Source organism: Mesorhizobium sp. B3-1-6 (genome assembly GCF_006439555.1).
In the GTDB taxonomy this organism is placed as follows: domain Bacteria; phylum Pseudomonadota; class Alphaproteobacteria; order Rhizobiales; family Rhizobiaceae; genus Mesorhizobium.
This window is the reverse complement of record NZ_VFTM01000037.1, coordinates 1-20585: the sequence shown is the minus strand read 5'-3', so window position 1 is coordinate 20585 and position 20585 is coordinate 1. Positions and strand designations below refer to the sequence as shown.

Genomic DNA, 20585 nt, shown 5'->3' with positions numbered 1-20585 from the left:
GGCAGCGTTCGTATCGAACTGGCCCACAACAGTCACGACCCTGACAGCTATGGTTTCACCGCGATCTAAACATTTCCGCGGCGTCGCGGGTTAGAAGCGGATCGTTCCGGCGACAAGCTGAAGGGCGCGAACCACGAATGTCCGAGAAGACCGAAATGTCCACCGACCTGGCGCTGCTCGGCGTCTTGGCAGTGCTGTGGGGCGCTTCGTATACCTTCATCAAGATCGGCGTCGAGACGATCCCGCCCGTGACCTTCATCGCCGCCCGGACGCTGATCGCCGGGGCTATTCTCTTCGCCATCATCCGCTGGCGCGGCCTCGCCATGCCCGCCGACGCGCCGACATGGCGCCGGTTCGCCTTCCAGGCCTGCCTCAACAGCGTCGTGCCGTTCACGCTGATCGCCGCCGCCGAGCGCTCGGTCGATGCCGGCCTTGCCACCATCCTCAATTCGACGTCGCCGATCTTCACCTTCCTGCTGACGGCATTGGTCACGCGCCATGAGCCCGTCACGGCGCGCAAGCTGGTCGGTGTCGGCGCCGGCATCGTCGGCATCTGTCTCATCATCGGCACGGAGGCGCTTGGCGGACTTGGCCATGAACTGTGGGCACAGCTTGCAATTGTCATTGCGACGATCTCCTATGCCGGGGCGGCGATTTTCGGCCGCGGCTTCAAGGGCCTCGATCCGATGATACCCGCCGCGGGTTCGATGCTTTGCGGCGCCGTGATGCTCGTGCCGCTCAGCCTGATCGTCGACCGGCCCTGGACGCTCGCGCCTTCGGCCGCGTCGATCCTGGCCCTGCTTGGACTGTCGGTCTTTTCAACGGCGCTGGCCTTCGTCATCTATTTCCGGCTGATCCACACGCTGGGCTCGGTCGGCACCACCTCCCAGGCCTATCTGCGCGTGCCGATCGGCGTCGGCATCGGCGCCATCGTCCTCGGCGAAAGCCTCGGACCAGCGGCCTGGGTCGGCATGGCCTTCGTCGTTGCAGGCGTCGCGGCAATGACGATTCCGGCCAGGCAGGCCAGGCTCGCGCGATAATGCATGTCGCCCAAAAGTGTGAAGCGGTTTTGGGCCAAGCGAGACGCTTCGAGACAAAACCCAAAGCGCGTCGACGCGACGCGCTTTGGTTGCGCCAGGGATCGAGCCGGCCTATCTGCGACGCGTCGTTTCTCGATGAGGGCCCGGACCTGCCGTGATCCTAGACGCCGCCCGCGCCGCCGCCAGCCGGCTGTTCTCGCCTGAATTCCGCTCCGTCTTCCTGAAGACGCTGGGGCTGACGCTGCTCGCTTTGGTGGCGCTCTGGCTCGGCCTCGACAGCCTGCTCGAATGGCTGGCCTGGCCCTGGCTGCAAGCGCTGCTGCCAGGTCTGCCGTCCTGGGCCGGATGGCTGGGCGGCATCATCGCCGGCATCGTTCTGGCTGTGGGCTTGGCCTTGCTCATCGCGCCGGTCACGGCGATCGTCGCCGGCCTCTTCCTCGACGATGTCGCCGAGGTGGTCGAGCGTACCGACTATCCCAACGATCCGCCCGGCAGGCCCGTGCCCGCGCTGCATTCGCTCGTGCTGGCGATCAAATTCTTCGGCGTGGTGGTCCTCGGCAACATCGTCGCGCTGCTCTTGCTTCTGGTGCCGGGCATCAACATTGCCGCCTTCTTCATCGTCAACGGCTATCTGCTCGGCCGCGAATTCTTCGAGTTTGCCGCCATGCGTTTTCGTCCCGAACCCGAGGCCAAGGCGCTGCGCCGCAAATATGCCGGCACTGTGTTCCTCGCCGGACTGGTCATCGCCCTGTTCCTGGCGGTGCCGCTGCTCAACCTTCTGACGCCGCTTTTCGCGGCCGCCATGATGGTGCATCTGCACAAGGCGGTTTCGGCGCGGGAGCCGGTCTAGCCCTGCTCCTTGCCCTCCCGGAACAGCGCCTGCAGCTTGCCGAACGGCATCGCCGCCCGGGTGAAGCCGAAGGTGCCGTCCTGCTGGATCTCGCGGGCCGCCGTCTCCAGCATGCCATAGGCGAAATTGGTCAGCCATGGTCCGAGCGAGATGCGCTTGACGCCGCCCATGGCAAGGTCGGCGATGGTGAAGCCTGGCCGGGCCATCACATTGACCGGCCGGCTCACCGACGAGCAGATCGTGCGCACCATCCCGACGTCGCTAATGCCCGGCGCGTAGAGCACGTCGGCGCCGGCTTTCTCGAAAGCCTGCAGCCGCTTGATGGTATCGTCGAGATCGCTCTTGCCCCACAGGAAATTCTCGGCCCGCGCGGTGAAGACGAAATCGTGCTTGAGCGCGCGGGCAGCCTCGACAGCCGCCGCGACGCGTTCGGTCGCCAGCGCGAAATCGTAGATCGGATTGGCGGCGTCGCCGGTGTGGTCCTCGATCGAGCAGCCGGCGAGGCCCGCGGCTTCGGCCGCGAAGATGGTTTCGGCCGCCTGCTCGGGGCTGTCGCCCTTGCCGCGCTCCAGATCGGCCGAAACCGGCAGGTCTGTCGCCGCAGTCACCTCGCGGCAATGGTGGATCATGGCGTCGAACGTCACGGCGCCGTCCGGCAGGCCGCGCGAGAAGGCAAAGCCGGCGCTGGTCGTCGCCAGCGCCTTGAAACCGAACGAAGCGAGAAGCTTGGTCGTGCCGATATCCCAGGGGTTGGGTATGACGAAGGTGGAGGCATGCAGATCGCGAAAAATCTTGCCCTTGTCCATGGCGGGTCCTCGATTGGGGGTCGTAGGGGGAATTTATCGCGGTCGCTCGAACCGGGCAAACGAATGCGTCTGGCTCAGAAGCGCTCGGCGTTTTCTGCTGACAATTTCTCGAAGGCGCCAGAATCCTTGACGTAGCGCGACGCCTTGGCATCCCAGCGATAAGTGACGGAAATATCGTGCGAGACGGCCTTGGGCGCGGGTTCCTCGCAGCTTTCGCCGCTCGGCTTGGTGGCGTCGGTCACCGTCACCTTGATCGCCGAATAGGGTTTGTCGCCAGCATGCGTCTGGAAGGACAGGTCCTGCGTGCGCTTATAGGCGCAGACATTCTCGTCGAACGTGTTGATCTGGTCGATAGGCTCGAAGCGGCCGTCGCGGACCAGGATCAGGATCGTGCCGACATAGCCCTGGTTCGAATTGAAATGCGTGCTCATGGTTATGAGCGCGTCGTCATCCGGGCTGATCGCGAGCTTGCCCGGATCGCGAAAATAGGTGCCTTGGTCGGTTCCGACATTGACGGCGTCGAGCAGCTTCGGCTTGCCCGTGATGTCGTAAAGCGCCAGCGCGGCAAACCCTTCGGCGCTGTCCTGCGCCTGGCCGAGGTCGAAAAGCATCGCCAGCCGGTCCTTGCCGCCTGCCTTGACGGCGAGCACGGCGGCATTGGAAAGGCTGATGGTCTCGGGCGGCGAGCCGCCCTCGTCGCCGCCGAGGATGTCGCGCATCTCGATCGGCGCGCTGCCCTTGTAGAAACCGTCGTCGCCGGCCTTGAGATCGGGCACGATCATTTCGGCGAGGTCGAAATAGGTAACGTCCCGATGTCCGGGAACGGCGCTGCTCAGCTCCGGAAAGCTGACGGCCTGGGCCGCCGCGGCCGTCCACAGGCACTGCAGCAGCAGGCATGCAAGCATGAAACGGCATAGTTTGGAAATCATGGACCGCGCCCCCTCGGATGCGCTCACGCTAGCACGGCGTTTTGCGGTGCGCAGCCGGGTCCGATCAGCGTATGGGCACGAGTCCGGCCAACTCCCGCATGTCGTCGAACAATATGCCGCCGGCCGCCGCCAGGCCGTCGCGATCGGAGAACGGATCGGCGTGGTAGGAGAACACCCGCATGCCGGCGGCGATGCCGGCCTGAGTACCGGCGACGCTGTCCTCGATGACGATGCTGTCGGCCGGCGCGAAGCCCATCGTCTTTGCGGCATGCAGGAAGAGGTCCGGGAACGGCTTGCCGCGCCCGACCATGGTCGAGGAGAACATGGCATGCTCGAACAGCGGCAAAAGCCCGGTCTGCCCAAGCGTGATGTGCATCTTGAAGACCCGCGCCGAGGAGGCGACGCAATAGGCAATGCCGGCCTTGCGCACCGTCTCGATGAAGTCGCGCACATAGGGGATCGCCTCGACGCCATGCGAGAAAAGGTCCGGCAGGCCGGCATTCCAGCGATCGACGAAGTCGGAGCCGAGCCTGACCTCGGTCGTCTCTTCGATCTCCTTCTGCACCGAGGCCATGCTGCGGCCGGAGAAGTTCTTGCGGCAATATTCGAATGTCGTCGTAAAACCGGCGGCGGTCAGCCATTCGGCAAGGCGCCTGTTGGCAAGGTTTTCGGTGTCGACCAAGACCCCGTCACAGTCGAAAATAACAAGTTTAGGGATTGCCATTCAAGCGGTGCCGGTCGACCCGAAACCGCCTGCGCCCCGCGTCGTGCCGCCGGCCAGCGCGCGCTCCTCGACCGCAACCTGGGTCACGGCGGCGAAGACGATCTGGGCGATGCGCAGGCCGCGCGTCACTGAAAAATCCTCGTCGCCGAGATTGACCAGCAGCACCTTAACCTCACCGCGATAGTCGCTGTCGACGGTGCCGGGCGAGTTGAGCACGGTGAGCCCATGCTTGAAGGCAAGGCCGGAACGTGGCCGCACCTGGCCTTCCATGCCCTCGGGGATTTCCAGGATCAGGCCGGTCGGCACCAGGGCTCGCTTTCCAGGCAGGATGAGCAGCGGCCGGTCTTCCGGCACCGCCGCGCGCAAATCCATGCCGGCGGCACCCGCGCTCTCATAGGCCGGCAGAGGCAAGTCTTCACCATGCGGAAGCCTGACGAAACCGACGGTGGGGCCGATGACGGAGGTAGGATAAACAGCGGTGCGCATGAGCACACTCCTATCGGCGCGAAAGCCGATTCGGTCAACTCTGACGTAGGGCCTATCAACGGCTTTCTTTCGCCTCCGGTTCCAGGGCCGTCAGCGTAGTTCCACCGGCACCACGGTCGTCTCCTTGATCTCCTCCATGACGAAGGAGGCCGAGACGTCCGACAGCGCCACCTTGGCGATCAGCCGCTGGTAGAGACGGTCATAGGCTTTCACGTCGGCGACACGGGCGCGCACCACATAGTCGAGATCGCCCGACATGCGGTAGACGCCGGTTATCTCCGGAAAGCCGGTCACCGCCGCGCGGAATTTCTGCAGCCAGTCCGGATCGTGGTTGGAAGTGCGGATCAGGATGAACACAGACAGGCCGAGGCCCAGCTTGTCGGCATCGACCAGCGCGACGCGACCGGTGATGACGCCATCTTCCTCCAGACGCTTGACGCGCCGCCAGCAGGCATTGCGCGACAGCGCCACCCGCTCCGACAGCTGATCGACCGACAGCGTGCCGTCGCGTTGCAGCTCGGCCAGCAATCTTCGATCGATCTCATCAATTTCCACCGACATGTTGGGATGAATGTCCCAGGAAGCCGGCAAAAGCAAGGACAATTTGGGACCGATGAACCAAACCCATGTGGCACGATACTCAGCATTCGGGGCTCATCCCGGCAGGAGGGTTCACCATGACGACCAGGCTTGCGGCGCTCTTCACCTCTCACCCGGAGAAGGTCGGCGAGACCTATTTCGGCCACATGGCCTTCGCCGCCTGGTTCTGTTCGCGGCTGTTGATGGCGGCGGGCGCCGCGCTCGTTCACGCTTTCTTGCCATTTCTGTTCGAAACTACGGCGAGCCGAATCGTTCGCGAGCTCTATGAGCGCACGCACAACAGAGGCTCGCATGCGGTCAAGGAGCCGGCGGCTCTGATGGATCGCGCCTGATAGATGGTGGAAAGCGATGTGCCGGTGGGCGGCCTATCTTGGTGAAGCGGTCTTCCTCGAAGACATCATCACCGCGCCCTGCCACTCGCTGATTGCCCAGAGCCACTGCGCCCAGGAAGCCAGGTCGCCGACCAATGGCGACGGCTTCGGGCTCGCCTGGTATGGCGACCGGCCCGAGCCCGGCCTTTATCGCGACATCCTGCCGGCCTGGTCCGACCCCAATCTGAAGAGCCTGTGCCGGCAGATAAAATCCGGCCTGTTTCTGGCCCATGTCCGCGCCTCGACCGGCGGCGCCACCAGCCGCATGAACTGCCACCCCTTCATCTCCGGCCGCTGGTCGTTCATGCATAACGGCCAGATCGGCGGCTTCGAAAAGATCCGCCGCGCGCTGGAGAATTCACTTTCCGACGCGGTCTTCGACCAGCGCGAGGGCACTACCGATTCCGAGCTCTTTTTCCTGCTGATGATCGATGAAGGATTGTCCGGCGATCCGCAGGGCGCGGTCTCGCGGGCGACCAGCCGCGTGCTCGATACGTCGCGCCGGGCCGGCATCGAGCCATCCCTGAAACTGACGGCGGCCTTTTCCGATGGCCAGGCGCTGTACGCGGTTCGCTATGCCACCGACGACCATGCGCCGACGCTCTATACCGGCGCCTTCGCCAAGCGCGACGGCCATTGCATCGTCTCGGAGCCTTTCGACCGCGACGGTGGCGAGTGGCAGGCGATACCCCCGGCGAGCTTCGTCACCATGACGAGGGACGGTACCGGGATCCGCCCGTTTGCGCCGGCGGCGAATAAGCTGGCGCTGGTCGGCTGACGCAAATCCCAGGCTGCCGCGTTCAGGCAGAGATCAGCAAAACGTAAGCACGGCGTAAGGACGCCAAAGCTCCCTCCTGTCATCTGTGGCGCCCGACGAGCCGCGAATTCATTCGCACGCTCAAAAACGCATCGATAAGAGGATCACAGGACAATGTGCCGGTGGGCAGCCTATCTCGGCGACGCGATCTTCCTGGAAGACGTCATCGCCGCACCCTCCCATTCCCTGATCGCTCAGAGCCGCCAGGCGCGGGAGGCGAAATCGCCGACCAATGCCGACGGCTTCGGCGTGGCCTGGTATGGCGATCGGCCGGAACCCGGCCTTTACCGCGATGTCCTGCCGGCCTGGTCCGATACCAATCTCAGCAGTCTCGGACGCCAGATAAAATCCGGCCTGTTCCTGGCCCATGTGCGCGCCTCGACGGGCGGCGGCACCGGCCGCGCGAACTGCCACCCCTTCGTCTCGGGCCACTGGTCGTTCATGCACAACGGCCAGATCGGCGGCTTTGAGCGGGTCCGTCGGGTGCTGGAGAATTCGCTCTCGGATGCGCTGTTCGACCAGCTCGAAGGGACCACGGATTCCGAACTCTTTTTCCGCGTGATGCTCGACGAAGGCCTCGCGCAGGATCCGCAAGGCGCGGTGTCCCGCGCCACCAGCCGCGTGCTCGAGGCTGCGCGCCGCGCCGGCATCGAGCCGGTCCTCAAACTGACCGCCGCCTTCAGTGACGGAAGGGCGCTTCACGCCGTTCGCTACGCCACCGACGGCCAAGCTCCGACGCTCTACACCGCCGCCTTCGCCAAGGGCGTTGGTCGTTGCATCGCCTCGGAACCGTTCGATCGCGATGGCCGGACCTGGCACGAGATTCCGCAATCGAGCTTCGTGACGATGACCCGCGACCGCACCAGCATCCGGCCGTTCGCGCCAGCTGCCGCCGCGCTGGCGCTGGCAAGCTGAGGTCTCGGCATACTCTCTGCCGGCGGCTTCCGCCGCCAGCCGGCTACTGATCGAAGCGCGACAGAGCGTAAGGCGCGAGCAACGCATCGCGCTCGTCGTCGAGGATTTCGCGGGCAGCGAACAGCCCCACGGCCGGCGCCAGCGTGATGCCGGAATGGGTGACGGCGATGTAGAGGCCGCCGACACCGTCGGCGCGGCTGACGATCGGGAAACCATCGGCCGGCGTCGGACGGTAGCCGATCGTGTGGAAGTCGAGTTCCAGCCCGTCGGCGCCGCGCAGCATCGCTTTCATCGCCTCGAAAAGCGCGCGCGCGTCGGCCTGCGGGTTCTCGCCCGGCTCGCCGCCGCCGAAGTCAGAGCCGGCGACGATGCGTCCCTCGGCCGTCTGGCGCATATGCAGTTTCTCGGCCAGCACCAGCCCGTTGAGCAGCTTCTTGTAGGGGCGAGAATGCACGATCAGGCCGGGCGGGGTCCCGATCGGCAGCTTCACGCCCGCCGTCGAGGCGATCGCCGGAGCACCGGCGCCCGCTGCAATCACCACCTCGTCGGCGGCGATGCTCTCGCCCGATACGACGACGCCCGTGACCTTGCCGTTGGACAGCGCCAGCGCATCGACAGTCCCCGGGACGATCCGCGCGCCGCGCCGTTCGGCGTCCGCCAGCAGCACATTTGTGGTCGCCACAGGCTCGGCCACGCCTTCCTCTGCGACGTAGAGCGCAAACGGCGGAAGCTCCGCCAGGTTGGGCTCGATGCGCGCCGCTTGTTCGCGCCCGACCCGCGCGATGCCATAGCCCCAGGACGAATGCTCGGCCGCGTACGTCTCGAGCTCGTCCGCGGGCAGGTCCCAGCACAGGCCGCCGCACCAGGTGAGCGGCAGACCGGACAGGTCGTTCGCCAGCCGTTTCCATTCGGCCATGGCGCGGATGCGCAGCCGAAAATAGGTTTCCGGATTGCCCCAGCTTGCATTGATCCAGGCAAAGGAATTCGGCGTGGCGACGCCGCCGGCGCCACTTGTCGAGACGACCGTAACGCGCGCGCCGGCTTTCGTCAGATGCCAGGCGATCGAGGCGCCGATGATGCCGGCGCCGATGACGATGACTTGCTTTGCGCTGCTCATGCCGGACCTTTGAGAGAGATTTCCCTCTCATGCCACCGCGCCGAGCAGACCTCAAGTGAGAGCTAGACGCTGCTCACCGCTACCGCCTGCGCCCCGGCAATCAGGCCCTTCAGCTCGTCGCAGCGCCGCATGAGCCGTGAAGAGTCGACTTTCTTCGCAACCGCCAGCGCAGTGCCCAGCTCCAACTCAGCGCCGGGACGATCGCCGATCCTGATGAGCAGCGCCGCGAGCGACAGCCGGGCGTCGGCGACGTTGATCGGCGAGCCGATCTCGTTCCAGCGCGAGCATGCGATCTGCAGCTCCCGCGCAGCCTCGGCGAGGCGCTCTTCCTGCATGAAAAGCTCCGCTTTGGCTTCCGCGGTCAGCGCCTGGATGGAGGCCATCGGCCAGCGCTGCGGCTGGGTCTCCAATTCGGCGATCACCTCTTTCGCCCGCTCGCGCCGATTGGTCCGCGCCGCCACCTTGGCGAGCGTGGCGAGGACCATGCCTCGCCGCTGCAAGGTCGGCCAGCCATTGCCCACCAGGGAACGTTCGAGAGCGCTGAAAGCTGCCTCCGCCTGCCCTTGCTCGAGTTGCAGCAGCGCAAGTCCGGGCTGCGGATCCCAGCCTGCTGCGTGCGATGCGCGGTAGGCCGTTTCGGATTCCGTGAATTCTCCGGCCGCCAGGTGAATGTCGCCCAGCACGCGCAAGGCGTCGCCGGTCGCCCAGGGCGCGTCGAGTGCGAGCTGGTCGAGTGCCGCGCGCACAAGCGCTTCCGCCTCCTTCAATGTGCCATGAACGCCGAGCACTTCGGCGCGATGCAGCCGGCACGAGCCCGAAAGGTCTTCCAGCCCGTGTCCCCTGCACCAATCTTCGTAGCCGAGCGTCCATTGGTTGGCGCGCGACCAGTCGCCGAAATTCCGGCAGGCCCACAGAATGTTGCAGTAGAGGATCCCGCCGACGACCGGGTCGACATCGCTGGACAGGCCGAGCGCGGCGGCAAGGTCCTGATCCTCCTGCCCGGCTTTGGTTTCACCGAGACACAGCTTGAAGAAGCCGCGATAGATAAGGCCGAGCGACTCCACCACCGGATCGTCGAGGTGCCTGCCGACCGCGAAGGCCTGCTCAGCCAGCGCAAGCGCCTGTTCCGGCTCGGCTTCCGCGCCCATGATGCGCGCCCCCATCCAGCACCAGAGACCGTGCTCCCTGCTGTCGGAAGCGGCATCGATCAACTGCGCGGCGCGCTTGTGCCAGCCCTTGGCGACAGCAAGCTCGCCTCTCTCGAGATGGATCCTGGCGAGGGTGATTGCGGGGGAAGCCGCGCGCAGTCGCTCACCGGCCACGCCGTAAGCCGTCACCGCGCGCGCCAGAAGCGGAATGGCTTCGGCCGGCCGGCCCATGCATTCCAGCGCCAGCGCCCATTCCTCGAGATCGGCCGTCAGCAGCTCGTCGGCGGCATCCGCTTGCGTGAAAGAGGCCGCGGCGTCATGCCATTTTCTGACTGCAACGGCCGCGCGTGCCGACAGGATTGATGAACCGGGGCTCGAAGTCCCGTTGCCCGCATCGGCCCGCGCCGGCCCGCTTTCCGAAGCGGTCGCCTGGTCGAGGCAAATCCGGTAGCCGAAGCGGGGCAGGTTGCGCAGTGACGTCTCCATACCGCCCTGGCGAAGGATGCCGCGGGCAAGGCTCGCGACGCGCTGCAGCGAAGCCTCGGTCACCGTCACGCCGGGCCACAGCGTCTCAAGCAATTCGTCCTTGCTCATGGCACGGTCCTGGTGCCGCAGCAAAATGGCGATGAAATCGAAGACGAGGGGCTGCGCCTCGATCTCGTTTCCAGCGAGACGAAGGGCACGGGAGTCTTCATTGAGTTCGAAGTCGCCGAAGCAATAAATTCCCATCGGCAGCAATCCCTGTAACGGCAATAGGCAAAAGATCAGAATAAGATAAGGGCGGCGTAAGGACTGTTGGCCGCCTGTTCCATAATTCTCCGTCTGCCTGGCGGGCCAAACCGCAGTTTAGCGCAGCGGCCCCCGGCATGTCACCGGCACCGACCTGATCGGGCGCCCGGGGCATTTGAACCCCAGATCAAGGAGATTGCAAAATGCAGAAATACATCATCGAACGGGAGATTCCCCAGGTCGGCACCTTCGAGCGCCAGCAGCTTCGCGACGCCTCCAAGGCCTCGAACGCCGTTCTGGCCGAGCTCGGTCCGGACATCCAGTGGGTCGAATCCTTCGTGGCCGACGACAAGACCTTTTGCGTCTATCTCGCCAAGGACGAAGCGATCATCCAGCGCCACGCCAAGATGAGCGGCTTCCCGGCGACGAAGATCACCGAGGTCAAGCGCCTGTTCGATCCGACGACGGCTTACGCCACCGCCTGACCGGGAGGGATCGATCGTGAAGCGCTTTGCGGAAATCGTCCTTGCGGTCGGCGCCTCGGCGCTGTTTTACAGCACTGCTGTCGCCCATGACATGCCCGATCCCGTACTCAACCGGTCCCGGGAAATGGCGGCCAAGTATCTCGACATCAAGGTCGCCAAGGCGGACGGCTACCAGCAGCTGTTCGAATGCACGACGCATGACGAGCACGGCACGATGGGCGTCCATTTCATCCATCCCGCCCGCGCCGGCGACGGCAAGCTGGTGCTCGGCGAGCCGGACGTGCTGACCTACGAGCCGGAGGCCGATGGCTCGATGCAGCTCGTCGGCATGGAATACATCGTCTTCGAAAAGGACTGGAAGGGGAAAAGCGTGCCTGAATTCCTCGGCCGCACCCTGCAACGCAAGACGACGGTGGGCGTCCACCCGGTGGACCCCTACTACGAACTCCACGTCTGGCACTGGCGGCACAATCCGGCCGGCATGTTCGCCGACTGGAACCCGTATGTGAGCTGCGAGCACGACCGGTCCTGACCTTTTGTCGGCAAAAGGCCTTTGGGAGGGCCACCAGTGGCCCTCCCTTCACCGTTTTATCGAAAGGAGGATGATCATGACTATCCTTGTGCAGGAGCGTGCGGCCAGTCGGTCCGTGCTCCGGCGCGTCTTTGCCGTGGCCATTGATATCTGCCATGCCGGCGGAAGTTTCCTTGCGCGCATCATCCGCATCCGCAGGGATCGCGCCCTGCTGGACGAGCTGTCGGACTACCTGCTGCGCGACATCGGCATCGACCGCTCGGAAATCTCGTCGGTACCTGGTTCGGCAGCAAGGCCGGTAGCGACGGTCCGTGGATTTGAAGGGCCAACCTCTTTTTCCCGTGGCGCTTCCCGGGTCGCGACCAGCACTCTGCCCAAAACCGTCGACAGGCCGGGAAAGCGCTGCTAGAAGCCCGCGCCACAGACAGGATTCCACGACTTGGCAGAAGACATCGAACAGGCCGTATCGCGCCGCCGCACCTTCGCGATCATCGCCCACCCCGACGCGGGCAAGACGACGCTCACCGAAAAGCTGCTGCTGTTCGGCGGCGCCATCCAGCTTGCCGGCGAGGTCAAGGCCAAGAAGGATCGCATCCAGACGCGGTCCGACTGGATGAAGATCGAGCGCGAGCGCGGCATCTCCGTCGTCACCTCGGTGATGACCTTCGAATATGAAGGCAATGTCTTCAACCTGCTCGACACGCCCGGCCACGAGGATTTTGCCGACGACACCTACCGCACGCTGTCGGCGGTGGATTCGGCCGTCATGGTCATCGACGCCGCCAAGGGCATCGAGCCGCGCACGCTGAAGCTGTTCGAGGTCTGCCGGCTGCGCGACATCCCGATCATCACCTTCGTCAACAAGATGGACCGCGAAAGCCGCGATCCGTTCGAGATCCTCGACGAGATCGAGCAGAAGCTGGCGCTCGACACGGCGCCCATCACCTGGCCGATCGGCCGCGGCAGGACGTTTTCCGGCACCTATCACCTGGCGCTCAATGCCGTGCGCAGGGGTGATGAGGAAAAGGAGCGCACGCCCGTCAATGGCCCGGATTCCAACCGCGTCGCCGGGCTCTTGCCGGACAATGAGCGCGAAGCCTTCATCGAGGAACTGGAGCTCGCGCGGGAAGCCTGCCGCCCGCTCGACGTGGAAGCGTTCCGCGAAGGTCATCTGACGCCGGTCTATTTCGGCTCGGCACTGCGCAATTACGGCGTCCGCGATCTGATCGAGGCGCTGGGCGCCTACGGCCCGCCGCCCCGCGCGCAGGAGGCCGATACCCGCACGGTCGAGGCGACGGAGGAGAAGATGACCTCCTTCGTCTTCAAGATCCAGGCCAACATGGACCCCAACCACCGCGACCGCATCGCCTTCGTGCGCGTCTGCTCGGGCACGCTGGAGCGCGGCATGAAGGCCAAGCTTGTGCGCACCGGCAAACCGATGTCACTCTCGGCGCCGCAATTCTTCTTCGCCCGCACCCGCGTCACCGCCGACGAAGCTTACGCCGGCGACGTCGTCGGCATTCCCAACCACGGCACGCTGCGCATCGGCGACACGCTGACCGAAGGCGAGGAGATCCTGTTCCGCGGCGTGCCCAATTTCGCGCCGGAAATTTTGCGCCGCGTGCGGCTCGGCGACGCCATGAAGGCGAAAAAGCTCAAGGAAGCGCTGCACCAGATGGCCGAGGAGGGCGTCGTCCAGCTGTTCTCGCCCGAGGACGGCTCGCCGGCCATCGTCGGCGTCGTCGGCGCGCTGCAGCTCGACGTGCTCAAGGAACGGCTCAACATCGAATACACGCTTCCCGTGGATTTCGAAATGTCGCGTTTCTCGATCTGCCGCTGGATTTCGGCCGACGACAAGGCGGAAGTGCAGCGCTTCATCGAAGCGCATCGCGGCGACATCGCCCGCGATCTCGACAACGATCCGGTGTTTCTGGCCCAGCACGCCTTCTCACTGAATTACGAGGCCGAGCGCTGGAAGGCGATCCGCTTCGCCACCGTCAAGGACTACCAGGTCCGCGACAAGGCGGCGTGATTCTAGTGAGTAGTGAGTAGTGAAGTAGTTGATTGGTAATTGGAAAGAGCTGGCATCGCTACTCACTACTCACTACTCACTACTCACTACTCACTACTCACTACTCACTAATTCTCATCCCCTTGCCGCCGCTTCGATCTTGTCGATCTCGATCTTGCCCATCTTCATCATGGCGTCCATGACGCGGCCGGCCTTGGCACGGTCGGGGTCCATGAGCAGGCGCGGCAGCTGTTCCGGCACCACCTGCCAGGAAACGCCGAACTTGTCCTTCAGCCAGCCGCAAGGTCCGGGCTCGCCACCTTCGCTGAGCCTGGTCCAGAAATGGTCGACCTCTTCCTGCGTCTTGCAGTCGATCGATTGCGATATGGCTTCGGTGAAATTGAATTCCGGTCCACCATTGAGTGCCTGGAACGGCACCCCGTCGAGCTCGAACGTGGTCACCAGCACCTTGCCCTCGTCACGATGGCCCTTGGGCCAGCGCATGATGCTCAGCACCTTCGAGTTTTGAAGATGGAAATGTAATGGTTCATCGCCTCTTCGGCCTGGCCGTCGAACCACAGGCAGGTGGTGATCTTTTGCATGTGTTTGTCCTCCGAATGCTTCTTTTGCGGTTACCGTCAAACGGCTGGCCGCGAGAAATGGTGCCATGCCGTCTGCCCAAGGACGGCCGGGCGGGCCGCGATCCGACACCGGCTTGCTGTTTTTCCGCAAGAATCTGGCGCAGTGCAAAATGGTGGTCATGCCGGGCCGTGATCGCTATAACCGCTGCCGACTAAAATTTGAGCGCCGCCCGCCGCGCATCGGCGCGGCCAGCCAGCAAGGACAGTTCGATGCCTGCCTATCGTTCCCGCACCACCACCCATGGCCGCAACATGGCCGGCGCCCGCGGCCTGTGGCGCGCAACCGGCATGAAGGACAGCGATTTCGGCAAGCCGATCATCGCCGTGGTCAATTCCTTTACCCAGTTCGTGCCGGGCCACGTGCATCTGAAGGACCTCGGCCAGCTTGTCGCGCGCGAGATCGAGAAGGCCGGCGGCGTCGCCAAGGAGTTCAACACCATCGCCGTCGATGACGGCATCGCCATGGGTCACGACGGCATGCTCTATTCGCTGCCGTCGCGCGAGCTGATCGCCGACTCGGTCGAATACATGGTCAACGCGCATTGCGCCGATGCCATGGTCTGCATCTCCAACTGCGACAAGATCACCCCCGGCATGCTGATGGCTTCGCTGCGCCTCAATATCCCGACCGTCTTCGTCTCCGGCGGACCGATGGAGGCCGGCAAGGTGGTGCTGGCCGGCAAGGCGCAGGCGCTCGACCTGGTCGACGCCATGGTCGCGGCTGCCGACGACAAGATCTCCGACGAGGACGTCAAGGTCATCGAGCGGTCGGCCTGCCCGACCTGCGGTTCCTGCTCCGGCATGTTCACCGCCAATTCGATGAACTGCCTGACCGAGGCGCTGGGCCTGTCTCTGCCCGGCAACGGTTCGACCTTGGCCACCCATACCGACCGCAAGCGCCTGTTCGTCGAGGCCGGCCATCTCGTCGTCGATCTCGCCCAGCGCTACTACGAGCAGGACGACGAAACGGCACTGCCGCGCAGCATCGCCTCCAAGGGCGCCTTCGAGAACGCCATGGCGCTCGATATCGCCATGGGTGGTTCGACCAACACGGTTCTGCACATCCTCGCCGCCGCCCATGAGGGCGAGGTCGACTTCACCATGGAGGACATCGATCGGCTGTCGCGCAAGGTGCCTGTGCTTTGCAAGGTCGCGCCAGCCAAGTCCGACGTCCACATGGAGGACGTCCACCGCGCCGGCGGCATCATGGCCATTCTCGGCCAGCTCGACGAGGCCGGTCTGATCAATCGCGACCTGCCGACTGTGCACACGGCGACCCTTGGCGAGGCCCTCGACCATTGGGATATTTCGCGCACCTCTGCCGAAAACGTCCGCGACTTCTTCCTGGCCGCTCCCGGCGGCGTGCCGACCCAGGTCGCCTTCAGCCAGGACCGCCGCTGGGACGAGCTCGACACCGACCGCGAGAAGGGCGTCATCCGCTCGGCCAAGACGCCGTTCTCGAAAGACGGCGGCCTTGCCGTGCTGAAGGGCAATCTGGCGCTCGACGGCTGCATCGTGAAGACCGCCGGCGTCGACGAATCGATCCTGAAATTCACCGGCCCGGCCCGCGTCTTCGAAAGCCAGGACGCCTCCGTCAAGGCGATCCTCGGCAACGAGATCAAGGCTGGCGACATCGTCGTCATCCGCTATGAGGGACCGCGCGGCGGCCCCGGCATGCAGGAGATGCTCTATCCGACCAGCTACCTGAAGTCGAAGGGCCTCGGCAAAGCCTGCGCCCTGATCACCGACGGCCGCTTCTCCGGTGGCACGTCCGGCCTGTCGATCGGCCACGTTTCGCCGGAAGCCGCCGAAGGCGGCGCGATCGGGCTGGTCCAGGAAGGCGACACGATCGAGATCGACATCCCCAACCGCACGATCCGGCTCGCCATCAGCGACGCCGAGCTTGAAGCGCGCCGCACGGCGATGAATGCGAAAGGCCCGGATGGCTGGAAGCCGGCCGAAAAGCGCAAGCGCAAGGTGACGACCGCGCTACGCGCCTACGCCGCCTTCGCCACCAGCGCAGACAAGGGCGCTGTGCGGAAAGTGCCGGAGTGATGAACGCTTCTCCTTCTCCGGCAAGGGGAGAAGGAGAGGCGCCGCGCTACGGCATCAGCTGATATTCATAAAGTTTCTGGTAGAGCCCGCCCTGCTTGAGCAGGGCCTTGTGCGGGCCGCTTTCCACCACCTTGCCCTTTTCCAGCACCACGATCGTGTCGGCTTGGTGCACGGTGGAAAGCCGATGCGCGATCACGATGGTCGTGCGCCCGACGGTGAGCTGCTGCAGCGCGTCGCGGAACAGCGCTTCCGACTCGGCGTCGAGCGCACTGGTCGCCTCGTCGAGCAGCAGGATCTCGGCGTTGCGCAGCATGGCGCGCGCGATCGAGATGCGCTGGCGCTGGCCGCCGGACAAGAGCGAACCGTTCTCGCCGACCTCCGTGTCGTAGCCCTTGGTCATGGCGCTGATGAATTCGTGCGCATTGGCGGCCTTGGCGGCGGCGATCACCTCTTCGTCGGTCGCGCCCTCGCGGCCGAGACGAATATTGTGCATGACGGTGCCGGCGAACAGGAACGTGTCCTGGCTGACATAGGCGATCTTCTGCCTGAGCGAATCGAGCGTCGCGAACGAGATGTCCTGGCCGTCGAACATTACCTTGCCGGTCTGCGGGTCGTACATGCGCATGATCAGGTTGAGGATCGTCGACTTGCCGCTGCCGGATGGCCCGACCAGCGCCGTCATCTTGCCGGCCTCGAGCGTCAGGTCAAAACCTTCGAACACCGGCGGGCTTTCCGGATAGGCGAAGCTGACATTGTCGAACCGGATTTCGCCCGGGCCGGGTTGCAGCGGAGTGGCGCCGGGTTTCTCGGCGAGCGTCAGCGGCCGGTCGGCGAGCTGGAACATCATGCGCACGCCGACGATGCCGGTCTCGAGCGAGATGCGAACGCGGGCCAGGCGCTTTGCCGGCTCATAGGCCAGGAGCAGCGACGCGATGAAGGCCATGATGTTGCCCGGCATTTGCCCGCCCTGCAGCACCAGGAAGCCGCTGACGAAGACCGCCCCGGCGATCGCCAGGCCGGCAAGCGTTTCCATCACCGGACTGGTGGCGGCCTCCAGTGTTGCGATGTTGTTGGCGCGGTTCTCGACATCGGAGACGGCCTTGTACATGCGTTTGCGCATCGCGCCTTCGAGGTTGAAGGATTTGACGACGCGCACGCCGATCGCCGTCTCCTGCATCACATGCACGATCTGGCCAAGCGACATGAATTCCATGGACGCGATCTTGCGCACGCGTTTCAGGATGCGGTTGACGCCATAGATCGCCACCGGCCCGACGGCAAAGCAGATCAGCGACAGCCACGGCTGTTGCCAAACCATGACCGCGACCAGCACGATCAATGTCACCAGGTCGCGCACATAGGAGGTGACGACGAGGTCGAGCACGCTGCGCGCGGCCTGAGCGTTGTTGGTCATGCGGGCGATCAGGTCGGCCGACGAGGTCGAATGGTAGAATTCGATGCCTTGCGCCAGGATGCGATCGTAGATTTTGCGTTGACGGTCGGCGATGATGGCGTTGCCGACACGGCTCATGCAATAGGCCTGCACGAACGTTGCGAAGCCCTTGAGCAGGAAGATCCCCGCGACGCTCGCCGCTATCATGTTGACACGGTCGAGCCTCTTGAAGACGACGAATTCGTTGGTGATCTCGCGCAGGATCCAGGCGCTGGCACCGGTCATGGCGGCCACCACCAGCATCGACACTATGGCCGCGCCATAGCCGAATTTATGCTCGTGGAAGGATTCCCTCACCAGTCTTGCGATGAGGCGCTGGTTTTCCGTGGAACGGAAGAAGCGAAACAACGGCCGATCCTGTGTCTGGCTGCGAGAATTTCGGATTCGCCACGAGGGCGAGAGGCGGCTTATAGAGCGAGTTGCGGCGCGATGGAACCTTTCGGCTCCCGGGGAAAGAAAAGGCTGCGCCGGGCTGTCTTTTCGGCCACGATGATTGCCGATTCTTGAAAAGGGTGACGACAGATGGATTTCGACCTCATCGTGCGCGGCGGCACGCTGCCGGACGGCAGGATTGCCGATATCGGCATTGCCGGCGAAACCATTCGGGCGGTCGAGCAGAAACTGCCGGGCTCCGCGCCGAGCGAGATCGACGCCCGCGGCAATCTGGTCTCGCCGCCCTTCGTCGATCCGCATTTCCATATGGATGCGACGCTGTCCTACGGCATCCCGCGCATCAACGCTTCCGGAACGCTGCTCGAAGGCATTGCGCTCTGGGGCGAGTTGAAGCCGCTTCTGACGCATGAAGCGGTGCGCGAGCGCGCGCTCGCCTATTGCGACTGGGCGGTGTCGATGGGCCTGCTCGCCATCCGCAGCCATGTCGACGTGTGCGACGACCGGTTGCTCGCGGTGGAAGCGCTGCTCGATGTCAAGAAAACCGTCGCACCCTATATCGACCTGCAACTGGTCGCGTTTCCGCAGGATGGCCTCTATCGCTCCCCGACGGCGCTGAAGAACACCATCCGCGCGCTCGACAAGGGCGTCGATATCGTCGGCGGCATCCCGCATTTCGAGCGCAGCATGGCGGATGGCACGCGCTCGGTCACGGAGCTTTGCGAGATCGCGGCCAAACGCGGCCTGATGGTCGACATGCATTGCGACGAGACCGATGATCCGCTGTCGCGCCATATCGAGCAACTGGCCTATGAAACGCAGCGCCTCGGGTTGCAGGGCAGGGTGGCCGGCTCGCACCTCACCTCCATGCATTCGATGGACAATTACTACGTCTCGAAGCTTTTGCCGCTCATCGCCGAGGCCGGCGTGTCGGCAATCCCCAATCCGCTGATCAACATCATGCTGCAGGGGCGCCACGACACCTTCCCGAAGCGGCGCGGCCTGACCCGGGTCAAGGAGATGCAGGCGCTCGGCATCCGCGTCGGCTGGGGCCAGGATTGCGTGCTCGACCCCTGGTATTCGCTAGGCACTGCCGACATGCTCGACGTCGCCTTCATGGGCCTGCATGTCGCGCAGATGTCGAGCCCGGCCGACATGGCGCGCTGCTTCGACATGGTGACCAACGTCAACGCCGCCGTCATGGGACTGGACCATCTGGGTCTCGCGGTCGGCAAGCGGGCCAGCCTCGTCGTGCTCGATGCCGGCAATGCGATCGAAGCCGTTCGCCTGCGCCCCGAGCGCCTCTGCGTCATTGCCAGGGGCAAGGTCGTGGCCGTGCGGACCAGGCAGGAGACCAGGCTGTCGATCGCCGGCCGGCCGAGGCAAGTGAACAGGCGGCACAAGGCCGGCTAGCCGATTTCCGCCGCTGGTCTTACCGATTTCCCCGGATTTCCCTCGTCAAACCGGCTGCTTGCGGCTAGGGAGCCGGCATGGCCCTGTCCCTTGCGCGCAATTTCACGATCAGGAACATGTTGCTCGCCGGCATCCTCTTGATGCTGGCCGGCGACTTCATGTTCGCGCTGAACGACGCGATGGGCAAATGGCTGGTCGCGAGCTTCTCCGTCGGACAGGTGGTGCTCATCCGCTCGATCGGCGCCTTCATCGTGCTGGGTCCGATGATCGCCAACCAGGGCACGGCCAGGCTGTTTCACATGGACCGGCCGGTTTTGCAGTTCCTGCGTGTCGTGGCCACCACAACCGATACCGGGCTGTTCTATGCCGCGGTCGTCTACCTGCCGCTGGCCGACGTGATGAGCTTCTACATGGCCGGGCCGATCTACGTCGCGGCGCTGTCGCATCTGTTGCTCGGCGAAAAGGTCGGTTGGCGCCGCTGGCTGGCGATCCTGGTCGGCTTCTGCGGCGTGCTGATCATCCTGAAGCCGTCCTCGGCGGCCTTCTCGCTGTCTTCGGCCTTCGCGCTCGTGGGCAGCATCGCCTTCGGCTTCGCCATCATCCTCGGCCGTCTCCTGCGCGGCACCAGCGACACGACTTTGGTTACCTGGCAGACCATCGGCACGCTGATTGTCGGCGGCCTGCTCACCATCGGCGCCTGGCGCACGCCGTCGGCGCTCGATTTCGGGGCCATGCTGTTGCTCGGCGTCGTCTCTTGCGCCGCGCATCTGATGATCACAAGGGCGCTGAAGCTGGCGCCGGCCTCGACGCTGGCGCCACTGCACTACACCCTGCTCCTGTGGGCTGTGGTCTTCGGCCTCGTGTTCTTCGGCGATGTCCCGGGGCCGCGTATCCTGGTCGGCGCGGTCATCGTCGTGCTCGCCGGCCTGTTCATCTTCCATCGCCAGAAGGTGGTGGAGACCGAGGTGCCGCCGGAGAATGTGCCGAAGGGCGTGAACTAGGCGGTGGTGACGATTTAACTATTTGAGCCAGATGGCGATAGCGGCGAGTTTGACGAAGCCCATGAAGTTGGC

At 64.6% G+C, this 20585-nt stretch carries 20 protein-coding genes and 1 pseudogene; 12 read left to right on the top strand and 9 right to left on the bottom strand.

The window, feature by feature from the left end; all coding sequences use genetic code 11:
- Positions 1-137 precede the first annotated feature (137 nt).
- Both FJ414_RS26525 and FJ414_RS26520 read left to right on the top strand, forming a co-directional pair.
- Positions 138-1040, top strand: a complete 903-nt coding sequence (locus FJ414_RS26525; RefSeq protein WP_140647331.1) for an EamA family transporter — start codon at positions 138-140, stop codon at positions 1038-1040.
- 154 nt (positions 1041-1194) lie between these two features.
- Positions 1195-1890, top strand: a complete 696-nt coding sequence (locus FJ414_RS26520) for a sulfate transporter family protein (protein WP_140647330.1) — start codon at positions 1195-1197, stop codon at positions 1888-1890.
- On the opposite strand, the gene FJ414_RS26515 is transcribed toward FJ414_RS26520, so the two are convergent.
- From FJ414_RS26515 to FJ414_RS26495, 5 genes are all read right to left on the bottom strand, one after another.
- On the bottom strand, positions 1887-2696 hold the full coding sequence (locus FJ414_RS26515; RefSeq protein ID WP_140647329.1) for an oxaloacetate decarboxylase: 810 nt from the start codon (positions 2694-2696) through the stop codon (positions 1887-1889). The genes FJ414_RS26520 and FJ414_RS26515 overlap by 4 nt on opposite strands.
- 74 nt (positions 2697-2770) lie before the next feature.
- Positions 2771-3625, bottom strand: a complete 855-nt coding sequence (locus tag FJ414_RS26510) for a hypothetical protein (protein ID WP_140647328.1) — start codon at positions 3623-3625, stop codon at positions 2771-2773.
- Positions 3626-3689: 64 nt separating this feature from the next.
- Positions 3690-4349 carry an HAD family phosphatase gene (locus FJ414_RS26505; RefSeq protein WP_140647327.1) on the bottom strand — a complete coding sequence of 220 codons (660 nt, stop codon included), beginning with the start codon at positions 4347-4349 and terminating at the stop codon, positions 3690-3692.
- Complete coding sequence (gene dut, locus FJ414_RS26500) at positions 4350-4835, bottom strand: dUTP diphosphatase (protein ID WP_140647326.1); 486 nt, start codon at positions 4833-4835, stop codon at positions 4350-4352.
- A 90-nt stretch (positions 4836-4925) separates the two neighbouring features.
- Entirely contained in the window at positions 4926-5396 is a 471-nt protein-coding gene (locus FJ414_RS26495; RefSeq protein WP_140647325.1) for an Lrp/AsnC family transcriptional regulator, read from the bottom strand.
- 116 nt (positions 5397-5512) lie between these two features.
- Here FJ414_RS26495 and FJ414_RS26490 point away from each other — a divergent pair, with 116 nt between their 5' ends.
- The 3 genes from FJ414_RS26490 (at position 5513) to FJ414_RS26480 (ending at position 7538) form a co-directional block, all read left to right on the top strand.
- The gene (locus FJ414_RS26490) at positions 5513-5767 is read left to right on the top strand and encodes a DUF6356 family protein (protein WP_140647324.1); all 255 of its coding nucleotides are present in this window, start codon (positions 5513-5515) and stop codon (positions 5765-5767) included.
- A 16-nt stretch (positions 5768-5783) separates the two neighbouring features.
- Positions 5784-6584 carry a class II glutamine amidotransferase gene (locus tag FJ414_RS26485; RefSeq protein WP_140647323.1) on the top strand — a complete coding sequence of 267 codons (801 nt, stop codon included), beginning with the start codon at positions 5784-5786 and terminating at the stop codon, positions 6582-6584.
- A 153-nt stretch (positions 6585-6737) separates the two neighbouring features.
- Positions 6738-7538 (top strand): class II glutamine amidotransferase, encoded by an 801-nt coding sequence (locus FJ414_RS26480; RefSeq protein ID WP_140647322.1) that lies wholly within the window; start codon positions 6738-6740, stop codon positions 7536-7538.
- 43 nt (positions 7539-7581) lie between these two features.
- Here FJ414_RS26480 and FJ414_RS26475 read toward each other — a convergent pair whose 3' ends face one another.
- Positions 7582-8655, bottom strand: a complete 1074-nt coding sequence (locus tag FJ414_RS26475; protein WP_140647321.1) for an FAD-binding oxidoreductase — start codon at positions 8653-8655, stop codon at positions 7582-7584.
- 62 nt (positions 8656-8717) lie between these two features.
- Complete coding sequence (locus FJ414_RS26470) at positions 8718-10532, bottom strand: winged helix-turn-helix domain-containing protein (protein ID WP_140647320.1); 1815 nt, start codon at positions 10530-10532, stop codon at positions 8718-8720.
- A gap of 203 nt (positions 10533-10735) precedes the next feature.
- On the opposite strand from FJ414_RS26470, the gene FJ414_RS26465 reads away from it, so the two are divergent.
- The 4 genes from FJ414_RS26465 (at position 10736) to FJ414_RS26450 (ending at position 13581) form a co-directional block, all read left to right on the top strand.
- Positions 10736-11017 carry a DUF4242 domain-containing protein gene (locus tag FJ414_RS26465; RefSeq protein WP_140647319.1) on the top strand — a complete coding sequence of 94 codons (282 nt, stop codon included), beginning with the start codon at positions 10736-10738 and terminating at the stop codon, positions 11015-11017.
- A gap of 16 nt (positions 11018-11033) precedes the next feature.
- Positions 11034-11549: a hypothetical protein gene (locus tag FJ414_RS26460; protein WP_140647318.1), complete on the top strand. Its 516-nt coding sequence runs from the start codon at positions 11034-11036 to the stop codon at positions 11547-11549.
- Between the two features lie 76 nt (positions 11550-11625).
- Positions 11626-11958 carry a DUF1127 domain-containing protein gene (locus FJ414_RS26455; RefSeq protein WP_181181720.1) on the top strand — a complete coding sequence of 111 codons (333 nt, stop codon included), beginning with the start codon at positions 11626-11628 and terminating at the stop codon, positions 11956-11958.
- 30 nt (positions 11959-11988) lie between these two features.
- The gene (locus FJ414_RS26450) at positions 11989-13581 is read left to right on the top strand and encodes a peptide chain release factor 3 (RefSeq protein ID WP_140647316.1); all 1593 of its coding nucleotides are present in this window, start codon (positions 11989-11991) and stop codon (positions 13579-13581) included.
- A gap of 114 nt (positions 13582-13695) precedes the next feature.
- On the opposite strand, the pseudogene FJ414_RS26445 reads toward FJ414_RS26450, so the two are convergent.
- Positions 13696-14162, bottom strand: a pseudogene (locus FJ414_RS26445) (VOC family protein).
- Between the two features lie 249 nt (positions 14163-14411).
- Between FJ414_RS26445 and ilvD the strand changes: the two are divergent.
- Positions 14412-16256, top strand: a complete 1845-nt coding sequence (ilvD, locus tag FJ414_RS26440; protein WP_140647315.1) for a dihydroxy-acid dehydratase — start codon at positions 14412-14414, stop codon at positions 16254-16256.
- Positions 16257-16302: 46 nt separating this feature from the next.
- Here the strand turns inward: ilvD and FJ414_RS26435 are convergent, their stop codons facing one another.
- Positions 16303-18057 carry an ABC transporter ATP-binding protein gene (locus FJ414_RS26435; protein WP_140647314.1) on the bottom strand — a complete coding sequence of 585 codons (1755 nt, stop codon included), beginning with the start codon at positions 18055-18057 and terminating at the stop codon, positions 16303-16305.
- A gap of 174 nt (positions 18058-18231) precedes the next feature.
- Between FJ414_RS26435 and FJ414_RS26430 the strand changes: the two genes are divergently transcribed.
- Together FJ414_RS26430 and FJ414_RS26425 are read left to right on the top strand one after the other, a co-directional pair.
- Positions 18232-19512, top strand: coding sequence for an amidohydrolase family protein (locus FJ414_RS26430; RefSeq protein ID WP_140647313.1), 1281 nt, complete (start codon positions 18232-18234; stop codon positions 19510-19512).
- 77 nt (positions 19513-19589) lie between these two features.
- A complete protein-coding gene (locus tag FJ414_RS26425; RefSeq protein WP_140647312.1) occupies positions 19590-20513 on the top strand; it encodes a DMT family transporter in 924 nt (307 codons plus the stop codon).
- Positions 20514-20585: the final 72 nt, after the last annotated feature.